Genomic DNA, 22,178 nt, shown 5'->3' with positions numbered 1-22,178 from the left:
CCTCGTTCGAAAATGCCGAAAGTCGATTAGCCCTCGGCGCGCAGCGATACAAAATAGCCACTCTTATAGGGAAGCGGCAGGAAACGTTCGTGCAGCTCCTTGAATGTCATCTCGGGATCGAGATCCTTGAACAGGTCGGGATGCAGCCACTTGGCAATCTCCTGAATGGCGACAAACTGATAGGGGTTGTTATAGAACTGGTGCCAGATGGCGTGGACATTGCCGTCCTGGACGGCCTTGACACCGGTGAATGCCGGGCGCTTCGTCAGATTTTCCAGTTTGCGCAGCGCTTCCGTCTCATCGGCGCCGTAGCCGACACCGACCCAGTTGCCGCCAGGCACATAACCCTGCCAGTTGCCGCCGGTAATAATAATCTGATCCGGGTTGGATGCGATAATCTGTTCCGGGTTCACAGTGCCGAATGTGCCAGGAATAATATCCTTGGCCATATTGGTGCCGCCGGCGAATTCGACCATCTTGCCAAAGTTTTCATTGCCGAATGACATGCAGCAATCGTCGGAATAACCGCCCGCGCGCTCAACGAAGACAAGCGGCTTTGCCGGGGTTTCCCGGGCAAGAACGTCTGTGACCTTGGCGATGCTGTCGGCGCGGAACTTGATAAACTCCTCAGCCTTCTCCTCCTTGCCGAAAAGCTTGCCGATGATGCGCATGCTCGGCTCTGTGTTTTCCATGGGCTTCTCACGGAAATCCACGTAGACCAAAGGTATACCAACCTTGCCAAGTTTTTCGATATATCCCGCTTCTTCGGTCGCGGTCTTTGCGTCGACATTCATAATGATGACGTCCGGTTTGAGTGCAACCGCCTGTTCTACATCGAACGTTCCATCTTTCATGCCGCCGAAGGTTGGCAGCTTGGCAACTTCGGGATATTTCGCGAGGTAGGCAGCGTAGCTTTCCGGATCTGCCTTTGGCAGATCATCGCGCCAGCCGACGATACGCTTGAACGGTTCATCCCGGTCGAGCACAGCGGCGAAATAAATCTGCCGGCCCTCGCCAAGTATCACATGCTTGACAGGCGCATTTACTTCGACATTGCGCCCGGTCACATCCTTGATGGTGATCTTTTCCGCGAATGCATTGGCGGAAAAGAAAACGCATAGACCCATGGCGGCTAAAGCTGCCTTGTCAAACAACCGCATTCTTCGTAACTCCAGTGGAAAGCTGGTGCGTTTTATTATTTGATGACTTTATCAGTCAACATTTATCTTTTAGAACGCTTCCAAGTAAATTCACGGGACAGCCACGATGGACAGCCTAGCAGACGGATCGAACTTCAATCTTCGTGATGAAATCAAGGCCTATTGGTCGGAGCGGGCGGAGGGCTTTGATCAGTCGCCGGGACACGAGATTTTCTCCGAAGCCGAACGCGCCGCATGGCATAAACTCATTCTCAGGCATTTGGGGGAGGGCAAGGGGCGTGCCGCGCTTGACCTTGCCAGCGGCACGGGCGTCGTATCGCACCTGATGGACGATCTCGGCTTCAAGGTGACCGGGATAGATTGGGCAGACCCAATGATCGAGCTTGCCCGCGCCAAGGCGAAGGCGCGAGGACGAAAGATTGCCTTTCGCCTGGGTGATGCCGAGAATACCATGGAGCCATCCAACCATTATGATGTCATCATCAATCGGCATCTGGTCTGGACGCTGGTAGATCCAGCGACCGCTTTCACCGAATGGCTGCGCGTGCTCAAACCCGGGGGTGCAGTACTGATCGTCGATGGCGATTTCGTCAATTCGAACCGATTGGAGCGGCTAATCATCAGTTTGTCCGATATTTGCCAGCGCGTGGGACTTATGAAGGGCGAACCGGCACGATCGTCAGCTGAGCTTATGGAAACGCACCGCAGCATCCTTTCGCGCGTTTATTTCTCACAGGGCGCGCGTGCTGAAGCCGTCGCAGATCTGTTACGGCAGGCCGGCTTCGTTGATGTCACAATCGATACAGACATGCGTGCGATCCATCGCATGCAGGCCAAAAGCTTCAGTCTACTGAAAGGCTGGGCGAGGGCGTCTCAGCATCGCTACGCGATCAGAGCCCGCAAGCACCACTAAACAGCACGTCCAACGCTCTCTTGTCCGCTCATCGAGGTATCGCTGAAGTTGATTCTATAGTTTCGGTCCGACGTGCGCCGGTATCGGGCACTGATAGGGACGGCCCTCGGTTTTCTCCAGCCATTCCGCCTTGGCGCTTGCCAAAAGGTCGGGGTTTAGGATCAGGCCAAGTCCCGTGGTTGCCAGCGATTTTGCCGCGTGGGCAAAGGCTTTGTGGGCAGCCGGGCTCTTTCCCTGCGCAACCACTTGCCACGTGTGTGGTGCGGTGCCGATAGCCCATGCCGGCGCCCAGCATTGTGCGGTTGGCGTGACCCAACTCACGTCACCGACATCTGTCGACCCAGCGCGAAAATGCGATTCACCTTCGAAGTCACGCAAGCCCAAATGTAGCGGCGTTGATCCGTCCACCTTGCTGTTGAGAAACACGTCGGACTTGATCTGGTAGAGTTTGACGCTGCTCTTGATGGCTTCCTGGGTCAGTGTGTCCTGGATTTGCTTTGCAAAGGCGATATCGGCCTCATCGAACGGCACGGGTCCAAGCTGCACCATATTAGCGTGTATCGCGCTTTCGAGCGCGATATTCGGCAGAAGGTTGGTGGCCGCGCGGTCGAAGACAATCTCGACTTCCGTGTCCGTCATCATTGCTGCACCCTTGGCAATACGATCGACGCGGCTCGCCAGCTCCAGTGCAGTCGGCATTTCCGGCGCTCGGACCAAGTAAAGCGCTTCCGTCCGGGATTGCACGACATTTGCTGCCTTTCCGCCAGCGTCTGTGATGGCGTAGTGCACACGGCAATCCTGCGGCATGTGCTCGCGCAGGAAATTGACGCCGACGTTCATCAGTTCAAGTGCGTCGAGGGCGCTACGGCCGAGATGAGCACCGTTAGAGGCATGGGCAGCGATACCTTTGAAGCGGTAATAGATTTCCAACACCGCGAGATTGTTCGTGGAACGTACGCCATTGAAGGGCGCGGGATGCCAGGTCAGAGCTGCATCGACATCGTTGAAAGCGCCAGCCCGCGTCATGAAAGTCTTGCCCGATCCACCTTCTTCACCGGGGCAACCATAATAACGGACAGTACCCGGGAGGTTATTTGCCTTGAGATGGCCGGCAAGCGCTACTGCCGCCAGCATCGAACCTGTCCCAAGCAGATTGTGGCCGCAACCATGACCTGTTGCGCCGGGCGTAACCGGTTCCTCCCGGGCAATCCCGGCCCGCTGGCTAAGGCCAGCGAGAGCGTCGAACTCGCCGAGGAAGGCAATGACCGGTTTGCCGCTGCCGGCTTCGCCGATGAAGGCCGTCTCGATATCGGCAATATTGCGTTGAATGCCAAAACCGTATTTTTCCAGCATGGAAATCTGTGTTTTCACGGATTGGTGCTCGGCAAAGCTCAGCTCCGCATAATCCCAGATCGCATTGCTCATCGCAGCAAATTCGGGCTGCAGCCTGTCGACGGCCGCAGCGATAGCTGCAACGGATGGCTTGGTATTCATGTTTTATCCTTCTTGGGCATGGGGCTCCCGGGCGGCTGTGCCCGGGAGAAATGCTTGCCTGTTAGTTATCAAGTGAAACTTCCCAAACGCGTACATTCGACTGCCACACGGGTGTGCCATGCAGTTTCTTCGAAGCGCCCCATATGTCGATGAGATCGTACAGGAATATGCCGGGCACATCCTCAAGCATCAGCTCGTGGAACTGGTTGAAGATCGCCTGCCGCTTGGTCTGGTCGGCTTCCTTGTAGGCGGCTTCCATCAGCTCGATCGCTTTTGGATTGTCCCACATCAGCGAGGCATTCTTGTCCTTGTTACCAACGTAGAAACTGTACATCAGCGCCGGGTCGAGGCGAGGTGTCACCGACTGGGAGATAACCTGATATTTGCCGCTCCGGCGGCGATCCACCTGTGTCGCATAGTCAAGAACTTCGATCTGCACGTTCAGGCCGACTTGCTGCATCATAGCCTGGGCAACAACGGCAGCCGGGTAGCTTGGCACATTGCCGCGTTTGTTGGCGATGATTGTGATCGGCTCGCGCTTGTAGCCGGAGTCCGCCAGGTCCTTCTTGGCCTTTTCGAGATCCATCGAGATTTTTTTCTTCTGAACGTCTGAGTAATAGATCGAGTCCATCGAAACCATCGAAGGATTTGCTGCCCCGGTTCCGTTGGAAACGGCTACGACGAGCTGGTCTAGGTCGAGGGATTCGGCCATGGCACGGCGGACGCCGACGTTGCTCAGGACTGGATCGCGCGTTTGCATATAGAGAAGGTTCTTGCCGTTGTTGCGCTGCATGATCAGCTGAACGGCAGCATTGTCCTTGAACTCGGCCACCAGGTCCGCCGATACTTCGGCAGCGTCGAGCGCACCGGACTGAAGACCGGCCTTGACGGTCGATGCATCCGGAATCGCGGAAAACTTGACGCCATCCACCAGTGGCCGCTTGGATCCCACCATGCCGTCGGGCTTACCGTCATTGGGCGGCGACACATAGTCGTCAAACTTGGTCAAGCGGACATACTCCCCGCGTTTCCACTCGCCCCATTTAAAGGGGCCGGTGCCAATGGGGGCGATGAAAGTACCATCCGCCGCGATGGATTTCGGACTGATGATGCCGGTATAGCCGCATTCCGGACGAGCCATGAGGCCCAGGAAAACGGCAGAAGGTGCGGTGATCTTCATGGTGAGCGTGCGTGCATCGGTTGCTTCAATACCGGTCACCTTCACAGCCCGGCTGCCGTCAAAATCGGAACGGCAGGTCCATTTGGTATCTTCCGCCATATAGCGGTTCCAGTTCCAGACCACATCTTCAGCAGTCAGTGCATCGCCATTGTGAAATTTCACGTTGTCGCGCAGCTTGAATGTATAGGTGAGCCCGTCTTCTGAGACTGCTATGGACTCGGCGAGGAGCGGCTTGACATCGCCGTTTTCGGTGTAGCCCACGAGACCTTCAACGAGATGAAAGATCACGGAGTCCGTATTGCCGTCACGGTTGACGCCGGGCACATTGCTGCGGATATCGGAGCTTTGCGCGACATTGATCTCACGCGCTTCGGCAATACCGAATGCCATCATGAGGATTGTTCCTGAGAGAAGTATTTTTTTCATGGTTCCACTCTTCTTGTTTGATTGTTCGGAATTTCGTCGTCTCAGGCGTCAAGACGCCATTTCAGCGTGACGCCGCCGCTGCCGTTGAGATCGAGCGCCGGAATCGCCGAGAGCAGTTTGCGCGTGTAGGCGTTCTTCGGATCGTCGAAGATCGTGTCGCGATCACCCTGTTCAACGATCCGGCCGTCCTGCATGACGATCACGCGGTCGGCGACCTGTTCAACCACGCCAAGATCATGGCTGATGAACAGGCACGAGAAGCCGTAACGCTTCTGCAAGTTTGAAAAGAGTTCGAGGACCTGCGCACGCACGGTGACATCAAGGGCGGAGACCGGCTCGTCGGCAATCAGGAATTTCGGGCGGCGCGCTATGGCACGGGCGATGGCCACGCGCTGGCGCTGACCACCAGATAACTGGTGCGGATAGCGATCGGCAAAGGTGTCACCGAGGCCGACTTCCTCAAGCGTGTCGAGTGCGCGCTTTTTCTTTTCCGCAGCACTGAGATCAGGAACCAGTCGTAGAGCTTCTTCGACAAGAGCGAAGATGGTCATGCGAGGATCGAGTGAGGAATAGGGATCCTGGAATACCATTTGGCAATTCATGCGATAGTCGAACCAGTCGCTCTTGCAGCTCTTGCCTTGAAAGAGGATTTCGCCGCTGCTTTCCTGCACCAGACCGGCAATCGTACGTCCAAGCGTCGTCTTGCCGGAACCGGAGCCGCCAACTAGCGCTACGACCTCTCCGACATGAATATCGACGCTGATGCCGTGCAATGCCCGCTTCGCGGCACCTTTCTTGAACAGGCTCTTGCGCCCAGGATAGTCGACGACGATATCCCGCGCCGAGATCATCGGCGCCGTTACCTTGTCGATGCAACGCACATGACCACGGAACGGCAGGGATGACAGGAGCTTGCGTGTATATGGGTGCTCGGGCTTGGTGAGGATTTTCTCTGTCGTACCCTGTTCGACAACCACGCCGCGCTCCATTACGACGAAGCGGTTGGTGTAGCGCGCGACCATTGGCAGGTCATGGCTGATCAGAAGAACAGCGGTGCCTTCGGCACGGGTCAACTCCACCATCAATTCCATGACGTCTCGCTGGATCACCGCATCAAGCGCCGTTGTCGGCTCATCCGCGATCAGCAAGGCTGGCTTCAGCAGCATGACCGACGCCAGCATGATCCTCTGCCGCATGCCGCCCGAAAACTCGTGGGGGTAGGCGGTCAGCGTAGCCGCGGGATCCTTCAGTCCGACACGGGTCAGCATGCTCAGGATATTCTCGCGGCGCTCGGTAGGGCTTTGCTTTGTGTGGAGAATGAGCCCTTCCTCAAGCTGCCGGCCGATGGTCATCGATGGGTTGAGGGAAGTCATCGGTTCCTGGAAGACAACGCCGATTTCGCCGCCGCGCAATTGGCGCAGGGCACCCTCCTTGGCCTTGAGGACATCCTTCCCCTTGTAGAAGATGGAACCGCCCGCATGACGGATACCGGGTGGAATAAGAGCAATGATGGCCCGCGTTGCCAGCGTCTTGCCAGAACCGGATTCACCGACGATCCCAACGATTTCACCCGGTGCGACGTCGAAGTTGACGTTCTTGACGACCGGCATCCCGCTATGCGCGACGTTGAGCGATAGATCGCGAACGCTCAGAAGTTGCTTTTGGTCGCTCATTTCAGACCTTTCATGCGGGGATCGAGCTTGTCGCGCAGTGCATCGCCAAGGAGGTTGATACCAAGAAGCGTCAGGGCAATGCAGAGACCGGGAAAGAACCCGAGCCAGGCCGCCTGCTCGATGAAGGGCCGGCCGGCTGCAAGCATATTGCCCCATGTTGGCGCGGGAGGTGGCACACCAAGGCCAAGAAAGCTCAACGCGCTTTCCGACAGGATCGCCCAGCCGAACATGGATGTGCCGAGTACAGTGATCGGCGCGAGGCAGTTAGGGAGGACATGGCGGAACATCGTGTAGATTTCGCTGTTGCCCATGATCTTTGACGCTTCGATGAATTCCTTCTCGCGCAGCGACAGCACAGCGCCGCGTACGATGCGCGCCATGGACGGCGTGTAGGCGATCCCGAGTGCGAATATAATGCCGTACTGATTTGCACCGAAGACGGCGAGAAGGCCGAGCGCCAGCAGAATGCCGGGAAAGGCAAGCAGCGCATTGTTGAATGCCATGATGACGCTATCGACCCAGCCTCTCGCGTATCCGCTGAGCAGGCCGATCAATGTACCGGCGGTAACTGCAAAAAACACCGTGGCAACGCCGATCCATACGCTGGCCCTGGCGCCAACCATGATACGGCTCAGCACGTCGCGGCCAAACTCGTCGGTTCCCAGCAGATGCAATTCGCTTGGCGGCGCGAGCCGGGCCGTGAAGCTTAATGTCATCGGATCGAACGGTGTCCAGAACAGGCCGGTTGCCGCGACGACGAACAGAAGTGCGATGATGGTGCCGCCAATGACACCGTTAAATGTGAAACGGTTCATTCTGCTGCCACTCGCGGATCGAAAAGCGGATAAAGGAGGTCGACAATCAGGTTGACCAGGACATAGGCGAGGGCGACCAGCAGCAGACAACCCTGGATGACGGGGTAATCACGCTGAAAGATGCTGTCGACGAGGAGTCGGCCAAGGCCGGGGATAGAGAACACGGTCTCGATGACGGCAATGCCGCCGAGCAAATTGCCGAGGATCAGGCCGATCATTGTCCATGTCGGGCCGAACGCATTCTTGAAAGCATGGCGCCACAGGACAGCCTGTTCGGAAAGCCCCTTGGCACGGGCATGGGTGATATAGTCGAGCCGCAGCACTTCGAGCGTGGAGGCGCGAGCCATGCGGATGAGGACACCCATTTCGTGAATGAACAGCGTGGCGACCGGCAGCGCCATATAGATCAGACCAGCTTTCCAGTCTGTCGTCACCGAGATATAGCCAAGGACAGGTACCCAGCCGAGCTTCAACCCAAAGAACAGCAATAACAACAGGCCGAGCCAGAAGGTCGGAATAGAGAGAAGCACGGTTGCGGTGCCGACAAGGGCAAGATCAGTCAGGCTGTTTTGCTTCCATGCGGCAATGACGCCAGCTGGTACGGCAATCAGGCTGGCGATAAACACGGCAAGCACGACGATCTGGGCGCTGATGAAAAAGCGTGACAGGACAAGATGAAGTACAGGCTCGCCGGTGACGATCGATTTGCCGAAATCGCCTGAAAACAGATTGCCGACCCAGATCATGAACTGAACCGGGATACTCTGATCGAGACCCAGGGATGAGCGGAGTGCCGCAATCTGTTGCGGCTCTGCCAGATCACCGAGCATCAGTGCTGCCGGATCGCCTGGAATAAGGCGAATAAGTGCGAAAACCGTGACAGCGACAATGATTATTGTCGGCACGGCCATCAGCATTCTGCTGAGGATAAACTTTAACACCTGGTTCCCATTCTGCTCTTTTGACAGACGCTTGTCACAGTCGTGAGCTACGCCGCCGCTTGGCCTGTTGAGCCCTATCTATGAGCATATGTAAGAACATCGCGCAATATTATGAGTAATCGTCATAGGTGTATGCGTATAGGTTCTGGCCAACGGAGACTCCTCCGAAGTATGGAAAGGAGCGGAAACGTATCCCTGCTATGTCAAGCGGTTTCCTGTTCCATTGAAATCAGCATTTGTTTCAAACGCTTGATCAAGGCGTCTGCCGCAATGGAGAGCGGAACTCCTGCGGCCTTGGCGAGACCGAACTCTTGCGTCAGAGGCGGGTCAAACGGCCGGACGACCACTTTCGGATCCCGGGTAAGATTGGCGAAGAAGCTGCTGATAATTGCGACACCGAGACCATGTGCCGCAAAGGCAAAGGCAGAATTGTTGCTGTGAGTTTCGATCTTTACATTCTGCGGCACGCCTGCGCGCCGGAAAACCTCGTCGAGTTTCATACGGTTGGGCCGGTTGCGGCCGATGAGGATCAAGGGAATGCCGCGCAACTCCTTTGGCGTGATCTTTTCCAATTCAGCCAAGGCGTGCCCACTGGGGATGACGCAGACTTTGCGTCCGCTTGCGACCTTCTCCAGTTCAACGCCAGCACTTTGCTGACCCTCATAGCGCAGAAAGCCGAAATCTACCGTCCGCTGTTCGACAAGCCGGGTAATCGACATTGAGGTGTCGAAAAAGGTCTCGATGCGCACCCTTGGAAACGCTTTGTCGAAGTCAGCAAGCAACGCCGGTGTCAGATGATCGGCGAGACTGTGGGGCAATGCCATGCGTATGGATTCCGGGCCGACGGCGCCGCTACGCAGATCCTGCGCGAGGTTGCTGAAACGATCAATGCTGGAGAGGACGAGTTCGGCATCATAGGCTAGTTTTTCCGCCTCTGGTGTTGGAATGAGGCGGCCCTTGTCCCGCGCGAACAATTGCAGCGACAGATCGGATTCAAGCTGTTGCAGCAAGCGGCTGACACCTGACTGACTGAGCCCCATTGCCCGCGCAGTAGCCGTCGTCGAGCCCGTGACCAGTAGTGTCCTCAGAACTTCGAGCTGTCTGAAATTCATAAAGTCCTCATTCAACCGTTGGATGTACGGATGATGGGACCATCACTGCAGCCTTCAACGCAAGCTTGTCAAATATATATGCAGATCGGCACACGGCACTAGCACCAAGCCAGCCTCTAATGGAGCTAGGCTTCAATCTCAACATCGACAAAATCCTTGCCGCTCAGGGCATGCTCACAGTCTGTTCGCCAGGGCTGTGGCGTATTGAGCCAGTTCTTTTCAAACTCATCATATTTTGGAAGGTTGAAGGCGGCGACGCCAAGCCGCTGTTGATAGTTACGTACGCTCTGAACGCGCCGGCCAAGCTCCACCAGAAGCTCTGACCGAGGGATCGTTTCGTAATTTTTACGCTTGGTCGAGACGACAGCCTTTGCCTTAGGGTGAGAACTATTAGCCGGCACAGGTAAGATGGCGTCGAGGATAATACTCGGCTCGGTCACCTGCCCATTGGCTTGGTCATTCCAGGGTGTCGCATTTTCGCTGCCATGATGGCCGATCTTAAGGAAGTCGATTGGAGCGTTCAATTCGGCCCGCCGCCGATGCCACATGACATTCCACGCGCCGTTGGATTTTCCGGCTTTGAAGGCGGTATTCCATTCCGCGTCGCCGACGAACAGCAGCCGCTTTCCGTTCCACTCGATGAGAAGGACAATACTGGTATTGTTCGTCACTGTGCTCGATAGCTCCGCGAACGCGAAAGCCCCCGACATCATACGGGATTGCAACGTGTGAAAGTCGGATTTGCTGATACTTAAAGGGTAAGCGCTTGGTTTCTTGTTCGATGCTTTCCGGAAGAGTGCAATCGTGGAAGAAAGGCCGTGCAGCGTCTCGTCGAGTTCCTTGCCAAGATAGAAGTGATCGATATCTTTCTCGGGACTGAGCACTTTGATTGTCGCGCCGACCAGCGACGTTAGCCCGAGGTCTGCTTGCGTCATCCCTGCGTGAACATAATTCGGTGCAATGCCATTGCTTTCGGGAAGGGTCGTGCGGAGCGCCTCCATTGCGCCGTCATTGTCGATCCCGTAGAGCGCGACGAGATCCTGCAATTCGGAGCTCAAGGCGATATTCATGCTCGCAATGTTCCGCATCGCAATTGTGGCCAAGTCGTGTAGTTGCTGTACTCCGCTCCCCTGCGGATGCTGGGGATTCATCGCCGCATTCATCCATATATTGTCTATCTTGATCCGCCTGAAGAGTTCCGGATCAAAGCCGGCAATATGATCCTTGTGCTCGTGAGTAACGACCAACAGATCAAGGCGTTTCTTGCCGTCCACTGTATCGGGCAACATGGTTTTCAGATTGTCGACTGCGGCCTTTAAATGACCGATTCCGCCGACAGACCCGCAATCGATCAGAATATGAAAATCATCGACCATATTGTCGAGCCTGTGCGCTTTTGGGATCCGGCAATAGATGCAATCGCCGACCTCGACGTTGTAGGCTCTGACTAGGAGCTTATCTGCCATGGCCGGCCTCCTAGAACATCGTGTTCATCGTCGTGGATGCCAAGATGGGGCGAAAGTTCGAATCGAACTGTTCCGTCGACGACCCGGGACGTAAGCGGTGGTACACTTTTCGCAAGCAAGCCTCTTTCACCACCGATAGCTGTGCCTATTCGCCCGGCCATTATCCGCTGGACCAAAGCGGCAAGGAATGCGTCGTGGCGTTTCTTGCCTTCAATTGCCTCCTCGATAACTGCCTTGCCTGTACCGGCGAGGGGCAGCGTACCGGGCTTACGTGCCCATGCCAGCACGTTGCCGTTTTCGTCGAACGCGAGCGTACCTCCGCAAAGCAGACTCGCTATCTTACCGTTGAACTGGCCGAACTGCGCTCCCTTGAGAACGAGGTCTTCACGCCAGATGTATTGAAGAAGAACCTGTTTCGGCTGTCGACGCGCCTGACGAGTGAGTTTCTGCGCCGTGCAAAGATCCGAAACGGTGATGTCGGCGGTGTAGGGAATAAAAAGAGCTTTGCGGTTGTCATCGAGAAAACGGTAGGCGTCGGCGCGCGAGCTCGCGATCGTATCGATATCGTGAAATACCTCCAATTGCAGACGATCGAATATGTGACGCGAAGCTTTAAGCTCGGTAACCTCTGAGGCGCTGATAAGTCCTCTACGCTCGAACACATCGAGCATCATGCCGCGATAACCGTCCGGGTCTGTTGGATTGGCTATCTCCTCAGCGCGCAACACGGCCAATACATAGTCGCGAAAAGTAACGTCGACGGGCGGGAGCAGATCGAGCGGCTGAATGGCCATATGTTGCATACGCTGAATAGTGTCCCAGAACGCCTGGGGTACGGTGCGATTTCTTTTGACAACATAGTATTTTGACAAGCGAAGAATGATGTCAAACATGGCTCCCGTCAGCACTTGCGACATGTAGTGCGGGCGCTGATCATTCGCGATATCTTTGTATGTCAGGTTGTTGCGGGCACTGCGAAGATAAGGTTTATCGGTCACGTGCTTGCCGAACTGCTCTGCCAGTTTTGAAAGTGTGCTTTCGCTCTCCAGATTCCCCTTCGTTTCAGCGATGAGCTGCTGACGAAAGGCGTTGTTTCGAAATGCGATCAGAATGGCTGTAAGGTCACCCATGAATTCATGGAATGCAGCGGTCTCCGGAAGAACGGATTCGATGAAATGCGGTCGGATACCATCGAGCACTGCGTGACCGAATTCGTGATTGATGATGTCTGCCGAGAGGCACGTAAAGATACGTTCCTTGTCGCGGTCGAAATAATAGAACTGCAGCGATTTGCTCTGCCGGTCGTAGAAAGCGTTTTCACCATAGCCGGCGTGTGGAACGACGATCAGCCGGCTGCCTTCAAAACCCCACAAAATTCGCCGGCCAAGTCCAAAGCCGTTCTCGAAGAAGTCCAATGCACGTTGCAATACCGCCCACACATTGACCTGGTGAAATTGCAGTGATTCCTTGTTGGTCCGATTGAGAGCCTTGCCCTTTGTATCGACGAATGCGCTGGCCTTTTCGTCCCAACGTGCCGGGGGGACGAGGGTTTCCGTGCCTCCGTCATAATCAACTATTACGAAACGCGCGCTGGTGGGGCCATCTCCTATCCCCGGTTCCCATGGAACGAAAGCATCCTCGTCGAAAGCCAGCTTGGGGTTTTCAGCAGCAACCAGGGGATCTTGAAAGTAAAAATCGAAGGGAATGCGAAGCAGCAGCGCTTCCTCAAGGGCGCTGTCCAGAAATTGGCGCGCTGCGTAGAGACCGGTTCGCTCAATTCGAGTAATCTGCAAGTCTCTGCTTTTCTTTGCCATTCCTGCACCTTTCAGGAAAGTTGATAAGCCAGGTTCGCCTTTTCAAATGAGCAGCACGGTTCCTCCGCTATCAGATTTTTGCATCCGATCATTGCTGCCGAGCTATGTCCGTTTCACCCGGCAGCATTTCCATATCGAAGATTGATTGTGCTCAGTTCGCCGGTTGCTTGGTTTTACGGAGATACGGCAGCACACGCTCGAACCCACCGAAGCGTTGTGTGGCATCCTCGTCCGATACAGCAGCCGTGATGATGACATCCTCTCCCTGTTTCCATTGGGCAGGCGTTGCGACCTGATGTTTTGCGGTCAGTTGAATGCTGTCAATGGCACGTAGAATCTCATCGAAATTGCGGCCTGTAGTCATCGGGTAGGTGATGGTAAGTTTCACCTTCTTGTCGGGCCCGATAATGAAGACAGAACGCACGGTGGCGTTGTCGGCGGGCGTGCGCCCTTCCGACGTGTCGCCTGCCTCAGCCGGCAGCATGTCGTAAAGTTTTGCAATCTTCAGGTCACGGTCACCGATGAGGGGATAGTCGACCTCATGACCGGTTGCCGTCTTGATGTCCGCCTTCCATTTGTCATGGCTTTCAACGGGATCGACGGAAATGCCAATGATTTTGGCATTTCGTTTTGCGAATTCCGGGGCAAGACCGGCCATATATCCGAGCTCGGTCGTGCAGACCGGGGTAAAGTTCTTTGGATGACTGAACAGCACTGCATAGCTGTCCTTGATCCAATCATGGAAATGGATTTCGCCCTGCGTTGTTTCAGCGGTGAAATCCGGTGCAGTATCGTTGATACGAAGGCCCATCGCAGTTCTCCAGCTTTTTCTTAGATTGGTCTACATCGAAAGCAATGCGAGCCGAACAATACACCTGGCCCCATTTCAATGTCAGTTCTCGAACCTATCACGAGCAGCCTCAAGTGAACACATCGGTGTCAATCGGCGTTGAATTTTTGGCGACTGCCTTTGCATGAAGATAAGGAGCCGAGTGACCCAACGGAAGAATTTCTTCCAGGTCACCGCACCCAGCACCAGCCAGCTATGCAGCCGCGAATGACCACCTTCTGGGTCACCGCAAAGGGATGCTTTTCGGGAAGTGCAATGCGGATCAGGCGAGATCGATCACGCGGCCGCAGCATATTCTGAAATTCTGCCGGCAGAGCATCCGCAATCGGCAATACCTTTTCAATTGTTCCTATTGAACTCTCATTTCCGCCGCGAACCTCAACTTTCATACCTTTAGTGATCGAAAACAGATATTGATCGGGCAGATAGGCAAACAGGTAGGCCTTCCCTCCATTGATCTGCAGCAATTCGTCGCCCAAGCGCACGACCTGTCCCGGGACAGGAATTTTGGAGCCAACGACCCCTGCAACCACTGCCCGTATCTTGCCCTGATTATAAATTGCGTTCATTTTGCTGACCGCATTGCTAGCCACTTGCCTGGACTCTTCTACGACCCGAAGCTCATTTTCAGTGACCCCGGCTTGCGCAGTCAGTTCAGTGTAACGTTCTGCGGCTTGAAAGTTGGCTGTCAGCGCCTCATCTCGCCTTGTCCCGAGAACGAGCCCTCGTGCAGAAACCCGGTCAAGTCGAGCGACGGCATCGTTGCTTTCACGTGCAGAGCGCTGTGCGAGGGGCAAGAGCTCCGTAATCGTCGAGGCCTTCCCGCGCAACTCGCCTTCCCGTACTGCAAGTTCACTTGTGCGCACGGAAAGGTCTGCGATCTCCTTCACCATCTCGAAAGATTCGAGTTCAACGAGCGGCGTTCCTTCGGTGACACTGTCGCCTTCGCTGACCAGCACCTTGGTGATTGTCGCCGGATAACTGGCAGAAACGACGAACCGCTGATTGAGCACGATGCCATCCGCCGACAATATGAACATCCCGCCGACCAGGTAGTTGCCGAGCAAGAGCACAAGCCCCGCCAGAAACGCGAGGTACACTGATCTGCCAAGTCGACCGGAGGCCGATCTCTGTTGCCTGTCGAGGTTATCTATGCGGGGACGTTTCCGGATATATTTCATTTGAAGACCTCACCAGGCGCGTTCGTGGCGAACTTTAATCGGGGTGTAGTTGTCCCTGTGGGATCCTGAAAGAAACCACTCATCGACGTAAGCCATCAGGCGCACGCCTCGCATCACATAGGACATGAAGATTGAGTAGCCGGGAAGGAACGCCAGGTTGCGCCAGAAATTGGGGCGGCCCGTTGTCCAGCACGCTAACGCGAGCATCAGAGCGTCCAGAATCAGAAGCGCGATCTGCATCGCAATAAGGATTGGAATAGCGAGTGAACCAAAGTTGATTGCAAGCCAGGCAACGTAAACGGGGAATATGCAGGTCCCGACAATATTGAACAGCACGAAATCGCACTGATGTAACGCTTCGGCGAGTCGAAACTTCGGATCGAAGGGATTGAGCAGCCGGCGGTGTTTCCGAAACCGGATCCATACAGCATCGCGCTCCCAGCGCAGGCGTTGCCGGATGTAGTTGTAAACAGTGGTGGGGACATCCGTATAGCACACAGCATCCGGCACATAGGCAATGCGCCAGCCTGCTCGCCGCAGCCGCAACGTAACATCGAGATCCTCACCCCCGCCAACGTCCAGACCGCCCACTTGGCGCAAGGCTGTTCTGCGAAACGCGCTGAAAGCACCGGACGCACAAGTCACTTGGTTAATCGCTGCACTGAAGCGCTTGCCGACCGAAATCGACTCCAGATATTCGATTTCCTGAAATTGTGAGATAACACTTGCATGGGCGTTGCGCGGTGCGATGTCACCGCAGGCCGCGCCAACTCTTTCGTCCTCGAATGGTATCAAGAGATGTTCAATCGCAAACCGGTCAAACGAACAATCGCAGTCGATGTTGATGATGATGTCTCCTCGCGCGATTTCGCATGCGAGATTGGTTCCGCTCGCCTTTCCACCCCTGATGCCCGTAGTAAGAATGCAGGTCGCCAGGCCGTTGCGCACCATTTCCTGTGCGACCTTGCTCATTCCATCCGTCGAGCCGTCGCTGACGATAACAATCTCAAAATCCGAAAAGGACTGTTCCTTTAACGAGCGAACGCACGCCCCGATGGAATCCGCTTCGTTATGGCCAATGAGAACAATGCTCACTCCTGCCGGTGCGATCTCTCGCAAGGTTGGCGCTGTTGCGTTGTTTGAGGAACGGTTGCGCATGGTGACTGCGGTAAACGCAAATGGTAGGACGTATCTTGGAATGTCAAAGATGAGTGTGTACCAAAAAATCGCGACTAAACTTGCGACAGTTTGGGTTAGAAGAAACGACAAACCGATGTCGAGATCGCTCACCGGCTCGTTCCTTCACGACCCGCCCACAAAACAAGCAATGTCGGGTACAGTTTGTCGAACAAGATGGATTCGGAGTGATCCAGTATCTTCTGCGCGTAGGCGCTGAGGCTGCTTTCGGTAACACCGAGAAAAAGCACATAATCGCGATCATTGGACGAGTGAACGGACGCATTATCTCCCAGAATGCCCTGAAGATTGTCGGCTAAGAGCTTTCGCATTGAATAAAATGCGGCTTCACCTTTCTTCTCCAATAAGAGTTCGCGCGCACCGTATTGTATCTCAGCGACGACGAAATCCGATGCGCTTTCCTTGGGGTTGGAGAGCTGCCGGACCCTCCTTTGGAGTTCCTCTGGAAGATTCTGCAACAGAGCGCTCGGGAAATACTCGACTTCGACAGTATCGTTAGCTAACAAGGCGCCAGCTTGAGCGGAAAGGGAATAAGAGAAAACGTCCGATACGTTGACCGCGTCCCCATCCACCCGCATTCCACAATCCTGGCATACAAAGCCGATGGCTGGCTCAGAGGTAGTCTTCTGACATCGACCGCAGATCTCAACGCGCCCTGGTTTGTCATAGTCTTTGCCGTAGTGACGCAGTTGCTTGCTGCATTTCGGACAAACCAACGCGGTCCCCCGGCGAAAATCAGCTTCTGGGCTCAGCTGCGCGCAACTATAGTGGTGGATCAGATCCGTTTCCGATAGATGTGGCGAATGGCAAGCGGGACATTCCTCCCTGACAATCAAACGATGAGAATGGCATGCGGCGCATTCGTGATGCCGGTCAAAAAAGTTGCGCTCAAGCCACCCCTTATCGGCGAGGGCCTCAGCGATCAACATGGTCGAACGGGTATTTGGAAACGCTCTATATGCAAAATAAAATGGAGAGTCCGGCTGCCTGATCGGAGTGAGGTCATCGCCTGATACAAACAGGTAGGCGAGCATTCGCACGGCCGGCGAGCTTGGCGAGAGAAACCGGTATGACAAGCGGCTTCTGCGGTCGGAGAACTGCTTGATGCGAGCCGCTGTTTCGACCCAGGATTGTGGATTTCTCAAATTGAAAGCGACATCCGCAGCGGGACTGGATTTCCCGGTCACATTTATAACCGGGACGAGGAACAGGTCGCGCGCGCTGCGAAACTTATCCAGCGCGAACAGCTGCTTGTCGTTGGTGAGCAAGACTGCATCAACATCGCTATTGTCGACAACATCAAAAACTTCGCGAAGGTAGCGCGAGTGAGGAACTACTGCGTCAGGAAAAAGCGCTACCCGCGGAATCCGCAGTCCAAATTGATGCCACACAGCATGACAATGATCGATTGCCGTGTGCTTCTCTGCTATGGGGCTGCTATCGGGTGCAATCGACGATTCAATCAGCGAAACGTTACTACTTAACACGATTACACCTTTCCGAGTCCTCTGTGAGAGCCGAGGCCAAAATACAAGCTGTAGAGAGCTATTAGCGTCTTACTTTTTGAATGAAAGCACCTTGCCAAAAGCAGTGTCAAGCGCCTTAAGACCACATTAATCTTTATGACAATTGGCTATAATACTTATGATTGATATCTAATATTTTGATTAAACACCTTATATTTCGGGATCGATCTTGAGTCTTGAGCAGAATAGTCAAATATTAGCTTGTTATTTAGTTGGCAAATTTCGAATTGCGACGGAATTTGCAAAGCCATTCCGTGGCACGGCACGGTCGTCCACAACCCGCAGTAAAGTCCGCAACTCGAACTTGACTGCTCTCTCGTTGGCCTACCCTGCAACCTGCGACGCAGCAGACATCAACTCCTGTGGCGTTGGCACCCCGAACATATAGCGGCCTCCTTCGGGAACTTCGGTGAAGCTCCAGCGCACAACACCGTCGCGGTCGAGGAGGAACTGACCGACAAGCTGACCCTCACCGGTCGCAATCATCTGCTTGTCGGCTTCGGTAAATTCATAGCCATCCACTTCATCGAGATAAGTTGTAGCTGCTCTTGGGTCCATAGGTTCAGGCAATTCTCCCGGCAGATCGATCCGCATGGACATCACCGCATCGTTACTGAGCTTGTAAGGCCAGTTGGTTTCAGTTTCAGTGAATTCGAGTTTGGGCAAGCCAAATGCGCGATGGGAGACCCGTTCGGGATCGGATGCTGCCAACAGGTTGGGCAGTGGGTGGTAACGGAAATATAAGCGGGCACGTTCGATGGGCGTGTTGACGACAGTCAAGCTGTCGATGCCCTTCTCACGCAAGGCGCTTTCAAGTTGCGACATGGCTGCAATCTGGCGCCTGCAGAACGCACAATGCAAACCGCGAAACAAACCGACCAATACGGGCTTGTGGCCGCGAAAGTCATCAATGGCGACCTTGCCTTGGCGTGTGATTGCATCGAGCACAACATTCGGTGCCCGGTCGCCCGGCTGTAACGGTCTTTCAGTGTGAGGTTCCGACATGTGTCATCCTCCTCTGCTTGGCTAGTCAAGAAATGGCAATACAACAAGCGCCTCTGGATCGAGACCGTGCTTTGCGCAGACCTCTTGCGCCATGGCAAAGTATCGTTCCGCCTCGGCCATATCATCGAGGTCGAGATTAAGCGTCGCCAGACCATCATAGCACGGAAACAGCAGTTGTGGTTCGCGCGTTTCCTGCGCCATATCGAGTGCTTCGTTATAACAACCGAGGGCCAGTTCCGGTTGACCATGGCATTGATAGATTTGCCCGAGGACAATGAGCGGTACGGGTAAATGATCGCGCTGGTCCAGCGCACGATCGATCTCTATGGCCTTCTCGGCGGCGGGAACGCCTTCGCTCGCGCATCGGTCCGTGAAGGTACAGTAGGCGACCGCGAGATTGGAAAGAAGGCGCGCCTGAAAACCAAGATCGCCAATGTGGCGTGCCACTTTCAATCCGCGTCGGCACACCTGGATCGCCAGCTCGGGATTGACGATGGTGTAGAGCACACCAAGATTGGTGTAGCCGCGACAGGCGACGTTGAGGAGGTCTGCACCTTCGGCGACCTTGACGCTCCGCTCGACCTCGCGCACTGCCTCCTCGCTCCGTCCAAGTCGTGCCAGCGCCACTCCTTTCGTATTGAGCGCCTCGGCAGTGACCCGAGCGGCCTCGCTCTCGCCCTCTTCACCGCTATCAGGCGCCAGAATTCGAGCATAGTTCAGTGCTTCGTCCGCCCATCGCACAGCAGCAGCCTGATCACCCGTGCGAAATGCAAGATGGCCGCGTTCCTGCGCGAGATGCGCGTGCTCGATCAGCGGGTCTATTCCTTCGAGCAGCGTTGTCGCCTCAGCGTAGCGTGCCTCTGCTTGGTCGCGTTTACCTGAGTCCCAAAGCATACGCCCGACCTTGCGGAGTATCCTTGCCGTAGCGGCGCGGTTATCGGCGGCACGATATTCCTTCAAGACTTTCAAGTAATGTTCTTTGGCCGTTTCACGCTGACCGGTTGGGCCGCAGAGATCGGCAATTCGTTCACATAGCAGCAGCCATTCCTGCCCTTGCTGGTCGCCGCCTGACAAGGCCTCCAGTGCCTGCCGGTAAAGACGGAGAGCGTCGTCGTTGGCGTATGTCTTACGAGCCCTGTCGCCGGCCGCCATCAGATAGCGTGCGCCCTTGGCTCTGGCCGCGGTTTGGCTGAAATGATGACCCAGCAGTGCTAAATCTTCGAGATGTTCAGGATCTTGCCCGTGCAAACGCTCCATCGCAGTACCGATCTGGCCGTGCATATCGATACGCCTTTGCATCAGGAGATTGTCATAGATCACGGCGTGAAGCAGAGTCTGCATGAAACGATAATCTTGCGATGAGACAGAACTCGACCCAGTGACTTCCTCGATAATCTCGGCGTCACACAAGAGATCGAGCCCGGTTTCGACATTTGCCGGATCCGCCGAAATGGCCTTCAATAGCGTTGCGTTGAAGCGGGGTCCGATGACCGCAGCCTCCTGGGCCAATCTGCGGACTTCCGGCGATAACCTGTCCATCCGGGCGAGCAGCAGTGCCTGTATATTCACCGGAATGCCGGCAGCGGCGTCCTCCGCTGCAATCCGCCAGTGCGGGCCGTCCCGTTGCAGAGCGCCGATTTCGATGAGACCGCGCACGATTTCCTCGATAAACAGGGGATTGCCGCTTGCGCGCTCGAGAATCCTGCTGCACAGATCGACCGACAATCTGCTCCGGTCGAAGCCGAAAAATGCCGCGAGCAGCTTTTGCCCGTCGCTGTCGGGCAATGGCGCGAGGCGCAATACCGTTAGGCTGGTTCGGCTTGAATCAAGCAGCTCGGTATTGAATGCAGATCGGTGTGTTGTCAGGAGCATGAAGCGGCTGCGTTCCATCCGGTCCATCAAAAAGCGCAACGCTTCAAGCGAGGCAGTGTCGGCCCAGTGGAGATCTTCGACAACAAGCAATAGGGGAGATCGCGTCAGACGCCGTTCGAAGATCGTACGAACCGCGTAGAAAATTTGCCGGCGCAACTGCTCTGGCTCGACATGCCGGAGCATGTCATCAGGATCATCAAGACCGAGAACATAGAACAGAAGTGGCGTTAATTGATTAATCTCTTCAGGTGAAAGACCAAGCCCACGAAGGCCTGCTGCGAGCAAATCCTTCGTCTTGTCCGATGAATCGGCTGGATCGATTTCGTAAGCGCTTCGTAATACAGCGGCGAGAGTACCATAGGACTGTTCACCTAGGGGTGAACAGTAGGCTCGGCGAACCACGAGCTCGGCAAAACGGACGTCTTCACTGGCGCGAGCAAGAAATTCCTCGGTAAGACGTGATTTCCCAATACCAGCCTCGCCAATTAGTCGCACCAGCTGGGCTGTGCCACTACATGTCAGATCAAGACAGCCAAGCATACGATCAAGCTCAGCGTCCCGCCCGATGAACGGTGCGCTGAGGCCAAGTGTTTCAAGGCCTCGTGCACCGCGCGGCGCCTCAAGTGGACCGACCAGGCGGTGTACCGGTACGCTGCCAGCTTTGCCACGCAATGCCTGGTCGCCGAGGGATTCATAAGAGAAAATGTGCCGGGTGAGGCGGTATGTGAGCGGGCCAACAAGGACCTCGCCAGGTTTCGCCATCGACTGCAGCCGTTGTGCGCTGTTCACGGTATCGCCCGTTACTGAATAGGATTTGCTTTTGCCTGCACCGAATTTGCCGGTAACGACAGGTCCAGTGTTGATGCCGACGTGCAGCACCAGAGGTGAACCGGTGCGCGCTTGCCAGCGCTCTCCCACGCACGCTGTTCGGTTGACCATGTCCAAGGCCGCGCGAAGAGCTCTCTCCGGGTCGTCTTCGTGTGCAACCGGTGCGCCAAACAAGGCGAGCAGGGCATCACCGATGAATTTGTCGACAAATCCTCCGAAGCTCTGTACCGCCGCTGTCAGTTCCTCGAACAGTTCATTCTGGAGCGTTTGCATAACTTCCGGATCAAGCTGTTCACTCAGGGTGGTGTAGCCACAGAGGTCGGCAAACAATATGGTCACGGTGCGCCGGTCTGCCTCGGGCTCGAGCCCAGGCCGGTGCGGTGCTACGCTTGGCATAGAGGGCGCGCGGGGTGCCTCACTCGAAAATATTCCGGAACCTGGTTTCGACTGATTGCTGGTGTTTGGTGCGCCGGTGATCCGGGTGCCACATTGTGGGCAAAATGCGAAGTCCGGTGGACACAAATACCCACAACCGGGGCATGCACTCGGCTGTTTCGCGCCGCATTTTGGGCAAAACGCAAAATGGCTCTGAACTTCAAAACCGCAACTGGTGCAGTTCATCGATAACGACCTCACAGGAGCCCCGATGTGCGATCTAATATCTAGCAGCGGAGCCTGGTCCAGGTACAATGAACCTGTGGCGGCAAGCTGGCAAGCTGCGACAC

General features: G+C 55.4%; 16 protein-coding genes. 1 reads left to right on the top strand and 15 read right to left on the bottom strand.

Annotated features, from left to right (window positions below):
- Nucleotides 1-26: 26 nt before the first annotated feature.
- Nucleotides 27-1,160, bottom strand: a complete 1,134-nt coding sequence (locus BLM14_RS24685) for an ABC transporter substrate-binding protein (protein ID WP_100002603.1) — start codon at nt 1,158-1,160, stop codon at nt 27-29.
- Nucleotides 1,161-1,266: 106 nt separating this feature from the next.
- Between BLM14_RS24685 and BLM14_RS24680 the strand changes: the two genes are divergently transcribed.
- On the top strand, nt 1,267-2,073 hold the full coding sequence (locus BLM14_RS24680) for a class I SAM-dependent methyltransferase (RefSeq protein ID WP_100002601.1): 807 nt from the start codon (nt 1,267-1,269) through the stop codon (nt 2,071-2,073).
- A gap of 54 nt (nt 2,074-2,127) precedes the next feature.
- Here BLM14_RS24680 and BLM14_RS24675 read toward each other — a convergent pair whose 3' ends face one another.
- The 14 genes from BLM14_RS24675 to BLM14_RS24610 form a co-directional block, all read right to left on the bottom strand.
- Nucleotides 2,128-3,567, bottom strand: coding sequence for a M20 family metallopeptidase (locus BLM14_RS24675; protein WP_100002599.1), 1,440 nt, complete (start codon nt 3,565-3,567; stop codon nt 2,128-2,130).
- Between the two features lie 61 nt (nt 3,568-3,628).
- Complete coding sequence (locus BLM14_RS24670) at nt 3,629-5,173, bottom strand: ABC transporter substrate-binding protein (protein ID WP_100002597.1); 1,545 nt, start codon at nt 5,171-5,173, stop codon at nt 3,629-3,631.
- 41 nt (nt 5,174-5,214) lie between these two features.
- Complete coding sequence (locus tag BLM14_RS24665) at nt 5,215-6,846, bottom strand: ABC transporter ATP-binding protein (RefSeq protein WP_100002595.1); 1,632 nt, start codon at nt 6,844-6,846, stop codon at nt 5,215-5,217.
- Nucleotides 6,843-7,661, bottom strand: a complete 819-nt coding sequence (locus tag BLM14_RS24660; protein ID WP_100002593.1) for an ABC transporter permease — start codon at nt 7,659-7,661, stop codon at nt 6,843-6,845. The genes BLM14_RS24665 and BLM14_RS24660 overlap by 4 nt, the downstream gene beginning before the upstream one ends.
- Complete coding sequence (locus BLM14_RS24655; RefSeq protein WP_100002591.1) at nt 7,658-8,602, bottom strand: ABC transporter permease; 945 nt, start codon at nt 8,600-8,602, stop codon at nt 7,658-7,660. The genes BLM14_RS24660 and BLM14_RS24655 overlap by 4 nt, the downstream gene beginning before the upstream one ends.
- A 203-nt stretch (nt 8,603-8,805) precedes the next feature.
- Nucleotides 8,806-9,714: a LysR family transcriptional regulator gene (locus BLM14_RS24650; protein WP_100002589.1), complete on the bottom strand. Its 909-nt coding sequence runs from the start codon at nt 9,712-9,714 to the stop codon at nt 8,806-8,808.
- A gap of 125 nt (nt 9,715-9,839) precedes the next feature.
- On the bottom strand, nt 9,840-11,180 hold the full coding sequence (locus tag BLM14_RS24645) for a ComEC/Rec2 family competence protein (RefSeq protein WP_100002588.1): 1,341 nt from the start codon (nt 11,178-11,180) through the stop codon (nt 9,840-9,842).
- Nucleotides 11,162-12,994, bottom strand: a complete 1,833-nt coding sequence (locus BLM14_RS24640; protein ID WP_100002587.1) for a gluzincin family metallopeptidase — start codon at nt 12,992-12,994, stop codon at nt 11,162-11,164. The genes BLM14_RS24645 and BLM14_RS24640 overlap by 19 nt, the downstream gene beginning before the upstream one ends.
- A gap of 151 nt (nt 12,995-13,145) precedes the next feature.
- Nucleotides 13,146-13,805 carry a peroxiredoxin gene (locus BLM14_RS24635; protein WP_100002585.1) on the bottom strand — a complete coding sequence of 220 codons (660 nt, stop codon included), beginning with the start codon at nt 13,803-13,805 and terminating at the stop codon, nt 13,146-13,148.
- 209 nt (nt 13,806-14,014) lie between these two features.
- Nucleotides 14,015-14,944, bottom strand: a complete 930-nt coding sequence (locus BLM14_RS24630; RefSeq protein ID WP_237143642.1) for an HlyD family secretion protein — start codon at nt 14,942-14,944, stop codon at nt 14,015-14,017.
- Nucleotides 14,945-15,034: 90 nt separating this feature from the next.
- Nucleotides 15,035-16,315, bottom strand: coding sequence for a glycosyltransferase family 2 protein (locus tag BLM14_RS24625; protein ID WP_100002582.1), 1,281 nt, complete (start codon nt 16,313-16,315; stop codon nt 15,035-15,037).
- On the bottom strand, nt 16,312-17,709 hold the full coding sequence (locus BLM14_RS24620; protein ID WP_100002581.1) for a TackOD1 domain-containing metal-binding protein: 1,398 nt from the start codon (nt 17,707-17,709) through the stop codon (nt 16,312-16,314). Before BLM14_RS24620 ends, BLM14_RS24625 begins: the two co-directional genes overlap by 4 nt.
- Before the next feature lie 363 nt (nt 17,710-18,072).
- Entirely contained in the window at nt 18,073-18,753 is a 681-nt protein-coding gene (locus BLM14_RS24615; RefSeq protein ID WP_100002579.1) for a peroxiredoxin-like family protein, read from the bottom strand.
- A 21-nt stretch (nt 18,754-18,774) separates the two neighbouring features.
- Nucleotides 18,775-22,074, bottom strand: coding sequence for an adenylate/guanylate cyclase domain-containing protein (locus tag BLM14_RS24610; RefSeq protein WP_100002578.1), 3,300 nt, complete (start codon nt 22,072-22,074; stop codon nt 18,775-18,777).
- Nucleotides 22,075-22,178 lie beyond the last annotated feature (104 nt).

This window comes from Phyllobacterium zundukense, assembly GCF_002764115.1.
GTDB lineage: Bacteria > Pseudomonadota > Alphaproteobacteria > Rhizobiales > Rhizobiaceae > Phyllobacterium > Phyllobacterium zundukense.
The sequence above is the reverse complement of the archived record's forward strand: the minus strand, read 5'-3'. Positions and strand labels throughout refer to the sequence as shown.

Coding starts and splice junctions, on each gene's coding strand:
- BLM14_RS24685 (WP_100002603.1), bottom strand. CDS start 1,160: ATGCGGTTGTTTGACAAGGCAGCTTTAGCCGCCATGGGTCTATGCGTT.
- BLM14_RS24615 (WP_100002579.1), bottom strand. CDS start 18,753: ATGTCGGAACCTCACACTGAAAGACCGTTACAGCCGGGCGACCGGGCA.
- BLM14_RS24660 (WP_100002593.1), bottom strand. CDS start 7,661: ATGAACCGTTTCACATTTAACGGTGTCATTGGCGGCACCATCATCGCA.
- BLM14_RS24675 (WP_100002599.1), bottom strand. CDS start 3,567: ATGAATACCAAGCCATCCGTTGCAGCTATCGCTGCGGCCGTCGACAGG.
- BLM14_RS24650 (WP_100002589.1), bottom strand. CDS start 9,714: ATGAATTTCAGACAGCTCGAAGTTCTGAGGACACTACTGGTCACGGGC.
- BLM14_RS24610 (WP_100002578.1), bottom strand. CDS start 22,074: ATGAACTGCACCAGTTGCGGTTTTGAAGTTCAGAGCCATTTTGCGTTT.
- BLM14_RS24645 (WP_100002588.1), bottom strand. CDS start 11,180: ATGGCAGATAAGCTCCTAGTCAGAGCCTACAACGTCGAGGTCGGCGAT.
- BLM14_RS24680 (WP_100002601.1), top strand. CDS start 1,267: ATGGACAGCCTAGCAGACGGATCGAACTTCAATCTTCGTGATGAAATC.
- BLM14_RS24635 (WP_100002585.1), bottom strand. CDS start 13,805: ATGGGCCTTCGTATCAACGATACTGCACCGGATTTCACCGCTGAAACA.
- BLM14_RS24640 (WP_100002587.1), bottom strand. CDS start 12,994: ATGGCAAAGAAAAGCAGAGACTTGCAGATTACTCGAATTGAGCGAACC.
- BLM14_RS24665 (WP_100002595.1), bottom strand. CDS start 6,846: ATGAGCGACCAAAAGCAACTTCTGAGCGTTCGCGATCTATCGCTCAAC.
- BLM14_RS24670 (WP_100002597.1), bottom strand. CDS start 5,173: ATGAAAAAAATACTTCTCTCAGGAACAATCCTCATGATGGCATTCGGT.